This window comes from Streptomyces sp. cg40, assembly GCF_050320165.1.
In the GTDB taxonomy this organism is placed as follows: Bacteria; Actinomycetota; Actinomycetes; order Streptomycetales; family Streptomycetaceae; genus Streptomyces; species Streptomyces hokutonensis.
In genome coordinates this window covers 2437343-2451211 of sequence record NZ_CP190128.1, presented here as the reverse complement: position 1 = coordinate 2451211, position 13869 = coordinate 2437343, and the positions used below count along the sequence as shown (strand labels likewise).

Annotated in this window: 9 protein-coding genes and 2 pseudogenes; 5 read left to right on the top strand and 6 right to left on the bottom strand. The window is 68.4% G+C overall.

What is annotated here, in order from left to right:
* Positions 1–396: 396 nt before the first annotated feature.
* Positions 397–843: a hypothetical protein gene (locus ACQHII_RS10800; RefSeq protein ID WP_427919084.1), complete on the bottom strand. Its 447-nt coding sequence runs from the start codon at positions 841–843 to the stop codon at positions 397–399.
* A 1010-nt stretch (positions 844–1853) separates the two neighbouring features.
* A complete protein-coding gene (locus ACQHII_RS10795) occupies positions 1854–2426 on the bottom strand; it encodes a hypothetical protein (RefSeq protein ID WP_427919083.1) in 573 nt (190 codons plus the stop codon).
* A gap of 184 nt (positions 2427–2610) precedes the next feature.
* On the opposite strand from ACQHII_RS10795, the gene ACQHII_RS10790 reads away from it, so the two are divergent.
* From ACQHII_RS10790 to ACQHII_RS10780, 3 genes and pseudogenes are all read left to right on the top strand, one after another.
* Positions 2611–3894, top strand: coding sequence for a histidine kinase (locus ACQHII_RS10790; RefSeq protein ID WP_427919082.1), 1284 nt, complete (start codon positions 2611–2613; stop codon positions 3892–3894).
* Entirely contained in the window at positions 3882–4586 is a 705-nt protein-coding gene (locus ACQHII_RS10785; RefSeq protein WP_427925285.1) for a response regulator, read from the top strand. The genes ACQHII_RS10790 and ACQHII_RS10785 overlap by 13 nt, the downstream gene beginning before the upstream one ends.
* Before the next feature lie 205 nt (positions 4587–4791).
* Positions 4792–4989: pseudogene (locus tag ACQHII_RS10780) on the top strand (DUF317 domain-containing protein); the annotation flags it as partial.
* A gap of 57 nt (positions 4990–5046) precedes the next feature.
* Here the strand turns inward: ACQHII_RS10780 and ACQHII_RS10775 are convergent.
* The 4 genes and pseudogenes from ACQHII_RS10775 to ACQHII_RS10760 all read right to left on the bottom strand — a co-directional run.
* Positions 5047–5244: pseudogene (locus tag ACQHII_RS10775) on the bottom strand (CorA family divalent cation transporter); the annotation flags it as partial.
* A gap of 384 nt (positions 5245–5628) precedes the next feature.
* The gene (locus ACQHII_RS10770; protein WP_427919081.1) at positions 5629–7449 is read right to left on the bottom strand and encodes a hypothetical protein; all 1821 of its coding nucleotides are present in this window, start codon (positions 7447–7449) and stop codon (positions 5629–5631) included.
* Positions 7442–7915, bottom strand: coding sequence for an ABC-three component system middle component 2 (locus tag ACQHII_RS10765; RefSeq protein WP_427919080.1), 474 nt, complete (start codon positions 7913–7915; stop codon positions 7442–7444). The genes ACQHII_RS10770 and ACQHII_RS10765 overlap by 8 nt, the downstream gene beginning before the upstream one ends.
* Complete coding sequence (locus ACQHII_RS10760) at positions 7912–9033, bottom strand: ABC-three component system protein (RefSeq protein ID WP_427919079.1); 1122 nt, start codon at positions 9031–9033, stop codon at positions 7912–7914. The genes ACQHII_RS10765 and ACQHII_RS10760 overlap by 4 nt, the downstream gene beginning before the upstream one ends.
* Positions 9034–9696: 663 nt before the next feature.
* Between ACQHII_RS10760 and ACQHII_RS10755 the strand changes: the two genes are divergently transcribed.
* Entirely contained in the window at positions 9697–11046 is a 1350-nt protein-coding gene (locus ACQHII_RS10755; protein WP_427919078.1) for a hypothetical protein, read from the top strand.
* Between the two features lie 231 nt (positions 11047–11277).
* Positions 11278–13866 carry a tetratricopeptide repeat protein gene (locus ACQHII_RS10750; RefSeq protein WP_427919077.1) on the top strand — a complete coding sequence of 863 codons (2589 nt, stop codon included), beginning with the start codon at positions 11278–11280 and terminating at the stop codon, positions 13864–13866.
* Positions 13867–13869: the final 3 nt, after the last annotated feature.

Sequence of the window (13869 nt, the reverse complement as noted above, 5' to 3'; positions counted from 1 at the left end):
GCGCGAACGACGGCGTCCAGGCGGGCCCACCGTCCGGCACGAAAGGCCACGGCGCGACGGGCAAGGGCGCTCAGCGGGGCGGGCCATGCCTGCCAGCCCGCCGCCAGGACGAGGCGTTCGGCGAGGGTGCCCAGGGCCTGAGCCGCGAGGCCGAGCGCCGCCGCTCCGCCGAGGACGGCCGCGAGCAGGGTGATCTGGCCTCCGGCCGTCTTCACGGCCGGATCTGCGGCGCGGTCGGTGATCTCGGTCATGAGCCGCTGCACATCGAGCGCTTGGCTGTGGCCGAGCGTCACGGCTGCGTAAGACACCGCGAGGTAGAGGGCGCCAGGGAGCACGAGAAGGGTGAGCCAGCGCTCGGTCAACTTCTTGCCCAGCTCGCCCAGGATGACCGACATCTCAGGACAGCCGTTCGCGCCGCAATGGCCCGCCGCCGACCTCGCAGCGGGCGGGGCCGGTCACCTCCTCGCGCAGCCTCCCGGCACACACGCCCAGCGGACACCGATAGACGATCTCGACAGGCGCAACCCCGGCAAGCGTGGCGTGGCGGGTGGCCTGGCCATACACACCCCAGGCGTCCCCGGTGGCACGGACCACGGCGAGATGAACCGCATCCACCAGAGCCTCCAACCCGGAGGGGTCGGCACCCGATAACGCCGCCGACTGCCCAGTGTGTGGCTGGACCGCCGCCAGCAAGCGCTGCAACGGCGTGTCAGGATCGGAACTGTCATCGCCGAGATCGGTGCGGATCTCGGCGAAATGCCCACAGATATAGGCGAGCCCGAAGGCTGTGAGCCCGGCATCGCCGTCCGCCCCGGTCCCGTCCGGGATGGGCAATACTCCCATGCACGCCCCCCATCGGGGCGACATTACCGCCGAGATCGCCCGGCAACCATCGGAATCACAAGTTGCTGCTTCTGGCCCACGCGGGCCGGTCGCCGGCAGCATCGGGCCCTGGCCCCAGCGGTCCCGGTTGCGAGAAGACCTCGGAACGGACATCGACGACCATGGACGAGCCATCCGCGCGACGCACGAAAAAGTCCGGGTGTGCCGGCGCTCACGCGAACCATCACGCCAGTACAGACAGAACGGCTGGGAGGCGATCCGCATCATTGCGGGATCGAAGTTCCGTGAGCGCGAGGCAGTCCCGCTTCAGCCACGACTCGTGAAGGCGGCATCCGATGCGAGCGCCGAGAACCTACACATCCAATCGAGGCGTTTGACAACGAACCCAGTCGTTTCGGCTTTTTGACAGCGAACCTAATCGTGCGGGGTGAGCACGCTGGGCGTGCCGGATGGTTGTACCGGCTGAGGCGGGCGGGACCGTGCCGTACGTCGAGGTGTCGTGCATGGAAGGCCGGCGCGAGCGTCGACGGCGTCCGCTGCTGGACTGCGTGTCGGTCAGGTTCGAGGACGCGGTTCCGGTACGGCCGTTTCGATGGTCATAGGGTTCACGCCATTTCCCGGGCTTGTACTGGTCGGCAACGACCGGGCAGTGTGTCGTGGCGCCTCCTCGACGGACCGCACCGGGCAGCTCGGGCCGCCGGTCCTCCGAGTCCCGTCTCTTCAGATCTTTCAGAGACGGGACCGCCGACCTGCGGGGTGACACGTCGATTTGCGACTCACCGCAGCGAGACGAGGCGTCCTGGCAGTGATGTGGCCACCGTCGCGCACGCGTCTCATCGATCATGGCGAGGGCGGTGCTTGTTGAGCTGGCTTCGTCAGGACAGCGAGACGCCTGCCTCAAGAATTCGCGGTGAAGGTGGCAGTTCGCGAACCATGAGGACGGGACCGAACCCATCGTCCGGGGGTGACGGCCGCGGATCGCCCGCCGAACCGTTGTTTCGGCCTCTCGGTCACCAGCGTGTCCGGACACCTCGGCCCGGGTCCCGGGACGGGCGCCGCAGCGAGCGGACCGCGAGTACCGTGCACAACGTCGCCATGGGCAGCTCGATGCCGACGGCCATCGCGACGGCCGTGGTGAACTCGGTGCCCGCGGCCGAGGTTGTCACGTCGAACCAGGCATCGGTGACCAGGAGGGCGGCGGTGGCCGTGGCCGTGAGAGCGCAGCGGGGATCCCGGCGCAGCAGCAGCCGGCCGGTGGTGGCCAGACCGAGTGCCTCGAGGGCGTCGAGCCCCACCCAGGCGGTCGACCAGTGCCGGACACGGGTGGTGGCCGGCAGGGTCTTTGCGAGGACGACGAGCCAGGGCAGCATGGCGACGCCGCAGCCGACGAGCGCGAGGCCGAGGTAACGGGGCTCGCCCCCGGGCCACTTGCGTCGTGGCGACGGCCCAGGGCCGGGCGTCGCCTCCGCGTCGTACGGAACTGCCGTCTCCTGGAGTTCGGTGATCGTCCGCCCCGCGGACCGCGGCTGCTGCGGCGCCTGCTCACGGTGGGCTCCCGGATCTTCCGCGTGTGGTGCGTCCATGGCGTCTTCTACCCCGTCGCTGTTGGTACCGCAGCGGGTCTGCGGCCTTGTGGAAACAGCGTGGCTGCGGGGCGCGCGAAGGTCAGTAACGGACGGATCCGGCTTCGGGGTGGTGCGGGCTTCACCATCGAACCTGAGGACAGGTGGATGGTCCCCGCCCCAACTGGAGCTCTACGGTCGGTCCATGACGCTCCCCTCCGTACTCGGGCCGCCCAGCCGTCTACTGCGACGACGGGTCAGGACGGCCCGGCAGGACACGGCCTTCCTGGCTGCGGGCGTGGTGCCGCATCTCGCCGCGGTACCGGCGTGGCTGTGGCTCGGGGCCAAGCCGGTCGTCGGATCGGTGCACGCGCCTTGGGACATCGTTCCCGGGCTGGTCGCCGTCGTCCTCCTGCTCCTCCTGGTCGCGCCGCCGCTGACGGCGGTTCAAAGGTGGCGTCATCAAGAACTGCTCGGAGCGGACATCCCTCGCTCCCTGCCGGCCTCGGCAGCGGCGGCGGGACAGCGCCTGAGGCCGCATCACCTGCTCCGGCTGTTCACTTCCGCGCAGACCTGGCGGAAAGCCGCCTATCACACGCTCCTTGGGCCGCTTCTCGCCGCTGCGGAAGTGCTGGTCCTGGCCGTATGGGGCACCGGCATCGGGTGCGCCACCGTCTACGGGTGGATGTGGGCCACGCACACGGGACTCATCCAGGCGGCATACGTCACTGCGGGGGGCGTGCTGCTCCTCGCCGCGGCGCCCCCGCTCGCCACAGCGGTGACCCGGGTGGAGACGCGCGCGGCGCGGGCGCTGCTCGGGCCCAGCCGTGCGCAGCGACTCGAGCGGCGGGTCACGGATCTCGCCGCCCGACGCGCCGACCTGGCCGAGGCGGCCGACGCCGAGCGCCGCCGGATCGAACGCGATCTGCACGACGGCACTCAGCAGCGCCTGGTCTCCCTCGCGGTCAATCTGGGGCTGGCCAGGGCGACGCTCACGGACCTGCCGGACGAGGCGCTCAGGGTGATCGACGAGGCGCACCGTGAGGCGAAGGAGGCCATCAGCGAACTGAACGACCTCGTACGGGGACTGCATCCCGCGGTGCTCGACGATCGCGGCCTCGACGCGGCGCTGTCCGGTCTGACCGCCCGGGTAGCTGTGCCCGTACGCCTCCACGTCGACCTGAACGAGCGAGCGGCGCCCCGCACCGAATCGGTCGCGTACTTCGTCGTCTCCGAGGCGCTGACCAACGTCACCAAGCACTCCCGCGCCACACGCGTGGACGTGAGCCTACGGCGGACCGGAAATGTGGTGCGGGTGGAGGTCACCGACGACGGTGTGGGTGGCGCCGACATGGCCGCCGGCACCGGCCTGACCGGGCTGGCCGGGCGCGTTGGTTCCGTCGACGGCGTCCTACGGATCAGCAGCCCCGCCGGAGGCCCGACGACGGTCGCCGCGGAGCTGCCGTGGGAGCCGCTGTGCGAGCGGTGATCGCCGAGGACTCCGTGCTGCTGCGGGTGGGGCTGGTCAAGGTGCTTGAGATGGCGGGCTTCGAGGTCACGGCCGAAGTGGGCGACGCCGAGGCGCTGTTGGCCTCGGTCGGGGAACACCGGCCCGACCTGGCGATGATCGACGTCCGCATGCCGCCCGGCTTCACCGACGAGGGCGTGCACGCGGCGCTGGCGATCCGTCGGCAGTGGCCGACGACGGCCGTCGTGCTGCTGTCCCAGTACGTCGAGGAGCGGTACGCCGCCGACCTGCTGACCGCCAACACCAGCGGGGTGGGCTACCTGCTCAAGCAACGCGTCGCCGACGTCGAGGAGTTCGCCGCGACCGTACGGCGGGTGGCGGCCGGCGGCACGGCACTGGATCCGCAGGTCGTCGCCCAGTTGCTGCTGCGCCGTGACAGCGACCCGCTGCAGCGGCTGACGCCGCGCGAGCGAGAGGTACTCGCCCTGATGGCCGAAGGCCGCTCGAACACCGCCATCGCCGAAGACCTGGTCGTCACCGACAGCGCGGTCGCCAAACACATCAACAACATCTTCGCCAAGCTCGACCTGCCCCCCGCGGATGGCCATCACAGGCGCGTCCTCGCCGTCCTGCGTTTCCTGAACGGTCCGTCAATTGATCGCCGGCTTCGCCCTCCTGGCGGAACCAGCGGCAGCCCCACTGGCCTACCGTGAGACAAGCCATCTTGAACGGGACGCAGGTCACTCCAGTGGGCGACCGCACCCTCGACAACAGCCGCCGGACATGAGATTCGAGTCCGCCCCACTCAGATCAGTGAGACTCCTCCAGGCTCAGCGAGAAAGGCTGGCCAACATGTGCGCCGACATGTCAACGTAGATCACCTTCCGGGAAAACGGCAGGTCAGGAAGGTGATTGCTCGTGACCATGGCTCCCGTGAGCCCCGGATTCTCGACTACCGTCGATTCCCGGCGCCGGCGTGAGTGGCAGCTTGGTCCGGGCGAGCCCACGCTCGTCATGGACCAGTTCACTGCCTAGGACTGCCATCTGGTCGTGGACGACCGGGGGGGCGTGCACGTCAGCTCGAAGGACGGCCGTTTGTACTTCGGCTGGTTTCCGACAACGCCTGCGATCAGGGCCCCACTGCCGCGCGGAAGCGCCTCCTCGGGCGATGACTCAGAGCCAGTCTTTCCGCTTGAAGATGACGTACAAACTGGTGCATACGACCGCCATCAGCACGATCGCGAACGGATACCCAAGCACCCAGTGCAACTCCGGCATCCGATCGAAGTTCATCCCGTAGATCGTGCCGACCAGCGTCGGTGCGAACAGAATCGCCGCCCACGACGAGATCTTCTTGAAGTTGTCTACCTGGAGGCGCTGACCTGCGGTGATGCAGCTCCGGTTGCCTCTGACCTGCACGTATGACTCTTTCAGCGTCTTTCAGGGACACTCCGCGTTACGCAGGCGAATCTCCCCACGCGCTCCCCAACGCCGCCCATACTCCCCAGATTCTCCCCAGAGCACGAGTCGGAGGGGGCCTGGTGTGATGCCACCGTTGTTGCTCGGCGCGGCAAATATCCCTCACCTTCCGTTACCTCCGACCCCGCTTTCTCGATGGTGCTGTGACAGAACGGGGGAGGGGTCGTGTGACCGGTTCGACTGCAGTTTGGCCCCTAACCTCTCTGGGGTCACGCTTCGGGGGCGGCGCGTGCCGATTGCGCCAGAGCCCAGAGGTGTTTCTTCAGGGGCAGCGGGTCATTTCGCTGTGCGATGGCGATCTGGGAAGAAGCCGGGGCGCCCTGGGCCGCGGGTGCCGAAGAAGACGACATGGGCCTGTTCGATGACGTCGTCGGGCGGGATGGAGTTTTCCACGATGATCCGCTGCACGGGGAAGCGGAGGAAGTATCGATAGAAGTAGTCCTTGACATAAAGAGGCACCATTTCGTCACCGGGCTCCAGCTGGCCGAAGGTGACCAGAGGCGAGTCCAAGACCAGGAAACCCATGTGGGGCATGCGGTGTTCGCTGCAGTACCGGGCCAGGGCGGTGGAGAACGCGGCGTGGAGGAGGGCGCGCAAGCCGCGTCCATGGGACGAACGGTCGCTTCCGCCTGCCCTGACCTCCCCGCTGTAGGTGTCCCAGGTGGCGGCATCGACGCCGGGAACGTGCCAGTCGTCGAGGATGGCCTGCAGCTCGGCGTTGAACGCGTTCTGAATACTGGCGGGGATGTAGGAGGGTGCGCGGCGCGCAGGGGCTGCCTCGCCGGTGAGTGCAACGCGGCGCTCGTCCAGCTCCTCGATGCGGGCCAAGAGTTCGAGGTCGCGCTGGACGGTAGCGCGCTGTTCCAAGAGTTGCTCCAGGGCATCGTTCAGAGGCTCCAGGCGCCGCGTGATATCGGTGATGGTTGCCTCCGCCGACGCTTCCTGGGCGCGGATATCGGCAATTTCGCTCGCAAGTTCAGCGCGTTGTCCGTCCAGGTCTGTGATGGTCAGTCTCAGGTCGGCGAGGAGTACGCGGGTCTTGTGGTCCTCGGCCTGAACGGCTTGGTGGAGTTGGGTAGTCTCGGTTAGACCGTGGTGGGCGGTCTGGTGTTCTGGCTCAGCGCCGCAGAAGACGCAGCGTCCGGTCTGGAAGTAGCCCAGCAGGTTGCCGGCTTCGCTGACCATTGCCAGGCGGGCCAGATCGGACTCGTACTGTCGCTGCAGAAGGTCGAAGCGGCCCAGCAGATCGCTGATCTCGCTGAGGCGGGCGGTCAACCGGGCTTCGTCCTCGTTGAGTTGGGCGCGGGCCGCAATCGCTGCTGCCTGATGTTCGCTTTCCGCGTGGTGGGATCGGGTTGCCTCGCGGACGGACGTGTCCAGGCGCCCCAGGATTCGCCGCAACGCTTCGGCGTTTCCGGGGGTACTGATTTTGTTCGACAGGTCCACGACGAGTTGATCGATGAGGGTGATCTTGCCGCGCTGGACCCGGCGCTGGGCGGCATTGGACAGGTTCGCGGGAGGTTCGTCGTCCCCGGTCAGACTCAGCCGCATTACCGAGCGTCCCGCAGTACGCGAGGACTGCCCGCGTCCGCGTTGGCATGGCGGGGTCTCATCGTCGATCCGACCGTCGGTGACCACGGCCAGGTGAGCGATGTCCTGCAGCTGCAGGAGGGCTGTACTGCCCTGCTCATTGGTGCGGATGTAGGTCGCGTCCAGGCTCAGCACCTCCAGCAGGTATTTGGAGATGTCGTGCTTGGCCCGCCGTGCGGAAACCACCGCGTCTGGTGTGGCGTGGGTCAGGTTCCGCAGATCCGCTTGATGGACATGGATGTGGTTGGAACCGGGCTTGCGGACCAGAGTCAGAGGGCTGCCATCGGGCAGCTTCAGGCCAAGCAGAATCTGGCCGTAACCGGCGGCGCGGGTGATTGACGGAGTGTTGCGGCGGCCTCCGAGCATGTAGTCGATGGAGTTGACGATGAACGTCTTGCCGGTGTTGGAGTTTCCGCAGATGATCGTCAACTCGGGGCCGAAGGTGACCTGCGCGGTGGGCAGGGCGGAGCCGGCCCAGGTCAAATGGGTCAGGCTAAGATCAGCCACGGGTCGCGCCTCCCTCCCGCAGACCTGTCAAAAAATCCTCGTTCCAGGAGGCCACGAAGCTACGCATGGCGCGGCGGGCGTCGGTGCGAGGCGCATACTCCCGAACCGCCCAGCGCGCCCGATCCTGCAGCTGAGCGGCATAGGGGGCCTCCAGGATGCCGACGAACCCGGAGCCGCGGTTGGTGGCTCGGTACACCAAGCCCTGGTCGGTACTTTCGACCTCGGCCAGTCCGGAGCGGGTGAGTACAGCGAGCCCTTCGTGCAGGAGACGCCGCCGGAGTCCCAACTCTCCGGGCTGTGCGGGCAGATGCGGATGAAGGCTCGGGGGACCTTGGAACTGGCCGCTGTGCAGCATCGCGTGGTCCAAGACGGTGAGCATCGACAGGTCGATCGGCTCTGGGTATGAATCGGCGAGCAGCACCAGGGCGCGCATGGCGACCTCGACGGGGCCGTTTAGAGGGTTCACTCTGCCGCCTCCTCCCGGCACCAGGTCAGCTTGTCGTCGTTGGCGAACTGGTGGCACATGCCTATGCGTTCGAGATTCTTGAAGTGCGGGTGGAGCATTGGGGAGTGGGTCTGGACCACTCCGGCCCGCTCCAGCACGCTCTGAAGGCGGTCGAACCCCGTGGGGAACCGCCGCATCGCGACCTCAACAAGCATGACCAGGACGTCTGCCTGCAGTTCCTGATAGACCTCGCCGGGCACACTGTCACGTGCGAACATCCGCAGCGCTTCGGCCGCGTACAGCGCTTCACGCTGTCTGCCGAGATGGGGGCCCGTCTCGCGGTGGGCGAAGGCGTCGGCCAGCGTATGGATGCGGTCGTCGAAATATTCCTGATAGACCCTCAGCAGCTGTTCTAGGAACCGCGCCTCAAGCGCGGTGTCGGGCTGCTCCGGGGGCACGAGTTTGTCGGGCTTGCCGGTGGGCGGCAGGTTGAACCGGGCAGGAAACATTGGTGTCTGGGCGTACAGCTCCAGCATCGTGGCCAGGTTGACGGTCCAGAACATCGTGAAGTCTGTTGCCTCAGCCAACTCCCGTGCCCGGGCCAGGGTGCCGGGGTCCAGCTCGCGCACGTGCTGAGGCCGCCCGTTCAGATGCTCCAGGAAGCGCTGCTTGAGGTCCTGGGGCGTCAGCACTGCGTCCACCAGCCGTGGGGCGATTCTGGGGGCGACGAAGAAGTACCGGGTCGGCAGAGTGCGGGACGTCTCGACCGCTGCGACGAAGGGCTTGAGCATCTCCGGAAGCGCCTGCGCCAGCGTCAGCTCCCGTTCGTACCGCTTGCACTGGTAGCAGTGCCAGGGGCCATTGAGCTTCTGCTCGGTCTGGAAAGCGACCACGTCCGCACCGCGGTCGTTACTGCCGCCGATGATCTCAACGCCGAGGTAGCCCTCCTCCTTCGCCCGTAGCCTGACCCACTCGCAGGTGAACTCCTCCCACTGGACGGGGCTCCAGAAGAACACCTGTTGTAGCGGAGTCCGGGTATCGAACGGATTTGGTGCTACAGCCTGCGCCGGAATGGTGTACGGCGAGACCGTATCGGCAGCCGGGGGCAACTGCTCTTCACGACATGGCAGTTCTGTCATTTCTACCCCCCGTCTTGCGGCGCCCAGATAGACACAACGAGTTCTACCACCAGGGTTCGATCACGAGAAGACCGCATTTAGCAGACTGCCGATCCCCTCGTGTCGTGGATACGATCTAAACGATTAGTTCCTCGGTGAGGGTGCCCCCGAGCGCGTGCCGCTGATGACGGCGGCGTGCAGAGCGTCCCCCCATCCCAACCAGGGCGGCGTCGCCGTGGTGGTCCGCGGCGCCCAGACAACGGAGCAGGAACCCGGCGTCCCACACGCCCCGTCGCTCCCATCCGCCCCCGGCGTCAAGATTCCGATGACACGGCGTCAAAGGTGCGACAAGACAGGACTACTTCGTGCGCGAAACGCAAGAGTGGCCCTCGCGGAAAGCGCGGCGCAGGCCGCTCCGCAGCGCGAAGGGGACTCAACGCAATGCCGGACATCAGCGCCACGGAACAGCGCCCCGCGGCACCGCCCGGGACGTCGGCTCCGACGGGGGCCGACCCGCTCCGGCCGCCCAGGGGGAGACACCGCGAGTCGCGTGTTTCCCCTGACAGTCGGATACGCCGACCGCTGCGCGGAATACGAAGGCCGCGCCTCAGATCACCGCGACTGTGGCGTGGCCATCTTCCTACGACCGTCCCCCAATGGTTGAGACTCCTGCGCGGTGCCGCGTTGAGCGTCTCCGCACTGCTCATGATCGCGCTCGTCGTGACCGGGCTGTTCGCGCGCTCAGCCTGGTCCGACATCCGGAACCACTCCGCACCCCAAATCACCAGCGCCACCGGCCTCTACTTCACGCTCAACGACATGGACGCCCAGCTGGCCAACCAGCTGATGTTCGGCACCAACGCGGACCTCGCCGACGACCGGAGCACCGCCGCCAAGATCTACAACCAGCGGCGCAGCCAGGCGGGCGTCTATCTTCGCGATCTCTCGGTCGCGGCCCAGGGCGACCCCGTCGCCGAGGCGTCCGTAGCCCAGGCCATCGCCGACTTCGGCCAATACGAGGAGGGTGCCTCGCACGCGCTGCTCCTCAGCAAGCAGAAGGCGTTCGCCGCGGGGAAGACTGACCCCGCCACGCTGGCCGGCTACCGGTCCACCACCGAGCTGATGCGGACCCGACTGCTGCCGGAGGCCGACCAGTTGGTCACGGCGAACAACATCGCCTTCAACACGACCTACGCCAGCACCACGGACAGACTGTCCTCGGCCCGGATCGGTGTCCTCGCCGCCGGCCTGCTGCTGGTCGCCCTCCTCGTCCTCCTCCACCTCTTCTTCACCTTCCGGTTCCGGCGCATCGTGAATCCGGCCCTCGCGGTCGCGATCCTGATCGCCCTCGGCGTCTCCATCACCGCGGCCACGCAGATATCCGCCCAGCAGGACTACCTGCACACCGCGCGCCGCGACGCCTACGACTCGGTCGTCGCCCTCACCCGCGCCCGCGCCGTCGCCTACGACGCCAACGCCGACGAGTCCCGCTATCTGCTGGACCAGCCGAACGCCGCCGAACACGAACAGCACTTCTTCGAGAAGACCCAGCAGCTCATGAACCTGCCCGGAGCCACGATCCACACCTACGACGCACGGGCCGCCACCGCCATGGACGCCTACCGTGCCGACAACGAGGACCTGCGCTTCATCGGCTTCTTCGGCGACGAGTTCCGCAACATCACCTTCCGCGGCGAGCGCGAACAGGCCGAGACCGTCGTGGCCCGCTACCAGGTGTACGAGAAGGACGACCGCAAGATCCGTGCCCTCGCCTCCTCCGGGGACGTGACCGGTGCGATCGCGTTCTGCGTGAGTTACGCCCCGGGCGACTCCAACTGGGCGTTCGGCCAGTTCGACACGGCACTGCAGAAGCTGATCGGCATCAACACCAGTGCCTACGAACAGGCTTCCTCGGAAGGCGCTGGCAGTGCGCTCTCCGGACCGGTCGGTCTCGCCGGCGCCGCGATCGTCATCGCCGCCCTGGCTGTAGTCGGCCTGCGCCGTCCCCTGGCCGAGTTCCCCGCGAAGGGCTGAGAGCGTGTCCGAGATCTTGCTCCTGGCCTCGGAGCGCGCGCCGCGGGATGCCGCTGGTGGACCGGTCCATGAATCGGCTGGCGAAGTCCCGGTCGGCCCGGATCTCCTCGACCGCGGGGTGCGGGCACGACACGCACCGGTCCTGGGCCTGCGGAGCCCGCGGCCCCCGGGAGGGGCGATGAATCCGCCCATGAACATTCGACGGGGAACACGGGGAACAGGGTGGACACCATGAGCAAGTGCCGACGCCCAGGCTGCGCCGGGACCATGGAGGACATCGGCGGCGGCGATCTGTACTGCGACGTCTGCGGACGCGCGCCGGTACCGCAGCGAGCCGGCACCGGGAGCGCCCGGGCCTCGTCCAGGAGCGAGGGCCCGAGCCGCAGCCGTTCCTGGAACACCTCGGCCTCGCCCCCTTCCGTGCTGGGGCGGCTGTCCCACGTCGTCACGGGCAAAGGCGCCGGTCAGTCGGTGACCGTGCGCACCTCCGGTGCCGGCGGCAGCGGCCAGGCCCGTGCCAGGCTCGGCGCGGGCCTGGTGACCGTGCCTTCCATCCCCCGTCCCGACCCGGCCACCACGGTCCTGAAGAACGCCGAGGTATCGGAGCGGAACCGGTACTGCGGCAAGAGCGACTGCGGTGCGCCGGTCGGGCGCAGCCGCGGTGACCACCCGGCGCGCGCGGACGGGTTCTGCGCCAAGTGCGGCCACCGGTACTCCTTCACCCCCAGGCTGCGGGCGGGCGATGTCGTCCACGGCCAGTACGAGGTCGTGGGCTGCTTGGCGTACGGCGGACTCGGCTGGATCTACCTTGCCGTCGACCGCGCGGTCAACGACCGTTGGGTGGTCCTGAAGGGCCTGCTCGACACCGGTGACGAGGACGCGCTGGCCGCCGCCGTCTCGGAGCGGCGGTTCCTCGCCGAGATCAAGCACCCGAGCATCGTCCGTATCTACAACTTCGTCGAACACCTCGACCAGCGCACGGGTTCGCTGGACGGCTACATCGTCATGGAGTACGTCGGCGGCAAGTCCCTCAAGGACATCGCCGAGGAGCGGCGCGGCCCGGACGGCAAGCGCGAGCCGCTGCCGGTCGAGCAGGCCATCGCGTACGCCGTCGAGGTACTGGAAGCCCTCGGCCACCTCCACAACCGCGGGCTGCTGTACTGCGACTTCAAGCTCGACAACGCCATCCAGCAGGAGAGCTGGCTGGAGCTCATCGACATGGGCGCGGTCCGGCAGATGGACGACGAGGACTCCGCGATCTACGGCACCATCGGCTACCAGGCGCCGGAGGTCGCCGAGTTCGGCCCGTCCGTCGCCTCCGACCTCTATACGGTAGCCCGCGCCCTGGCCCTCCTCACGTTCGACTTCCAGGGCTACACGACGGTCTTCATCGACAGCCTTCCCGGCCCCGACAACATCCCTGTCTTCGCGCGGTACGAGTCCTTCTACCGGCTCCTCGTCCGGGCCACCGACCCCGACCCCGGCAACCGTTTCGCCTCCGCCGAGGAAATGGCCGACCAACTCCTCGGCGTCCTGCGCGAGATCGTGGCCTCGCAGACCGGCAAGCCCCGCCCCGCCCTGTCCAGCATCTTCGGACAGGAACTCCGGGTCGTGGAGGACAAGTTGGTCGCTCCGCTGGCCGGCGACGCGTCCACGCTCGGCGCGCACGTGTTCCCGCTGCGGCGCGGTGTGCCGCGTCGGCCGGTGAACAGTGCCGCAGTTTCCCTGCCGGGGCAACGGGCGGGTGGGGCAGGGGAGTTCGGTCCGGAACCGGCGCCGGTCGGCGCACCGGCCAACGCCGCCGTCGGCTCTACTCCGCCCGCTCCCCGTACGGTTCACGCCGCTTCGGTACAGGCCGCCGGCCCGGCCGGCACGGGAGCAGGTCCCACCGTCGCGCGGCTCGACGCCCGTGCCGCCTCCCTCGCACTGCCGGTGCCGCTGGTGGACCCGACCGACCCCAACGCCAAGTTCCTGGCGGGCCTCGCAGCCGCGGCACCGGCGGAGCTGGTCACGGCCCTGCGGACAGCGCCCGTCGATTCGGTCGAGATCCGGCTGCGGGACCTGCGGGCGCGGCTGGAGATGGATGACGTAGACGCGGCTTCGCGCATGCTGACCGCGCTGGCCGACGACGACCTCGATGACTGGCGGGTGGTGTGGCACCGGGGGCTGACCGCGCTGGCGACCGGCGACCACGAGACGGCCGCAGTGTCCTTCGACGCCGTGTACGACGCCTTTCCGGGCGAGTCCGCGCCGAAGCTGGCACTGGGCATCTGCGCCGAGATGCTGGGCCGACTCGACCGGGCCGCCGAGTACTACCGGCTGGTGTGGACGACCGACGAGCGGTACGTCAGCGCCGCTTTCGGTCTCGCCCGCGTGCTGCTGGCCTCGGGTGAACGGGTCGGATCCGTGGCGGCGTTGGAGTCGGTGCCGGAGGCGTCGATCCACTTCACGGCGGCCCGGGTCGCCGCGATACGCGCCCGGCTGCGCGAGCGGTCTCCGCGGGAACCGCTGCTGGATGACCTGCGCGCGGCAGCGGCCCAGGTGGATGAGCTGCGGGAGCTGGGTATCGGCGCCGACCGGATCGAACAGCTCTCCGCCGAAGTACTGGGCACCGCACTCGACTGGATTCTCTCCGGCAGCCCCGGCGCGGGCCAGGAGGCCGCCGGGACCCGACTGCTGGACTGCGGCCTGACCGAGCGCGAACTGCGCTTCGGCATGGAGCGCTCCTACCGTGTGCTGGCCCGGCTTGCCCAGCAGGACACCTCAGCGACCGAACTGGTGGAACGGGCCAACCGTTTCCGCCCCTGGACGTGGGCGTGACCC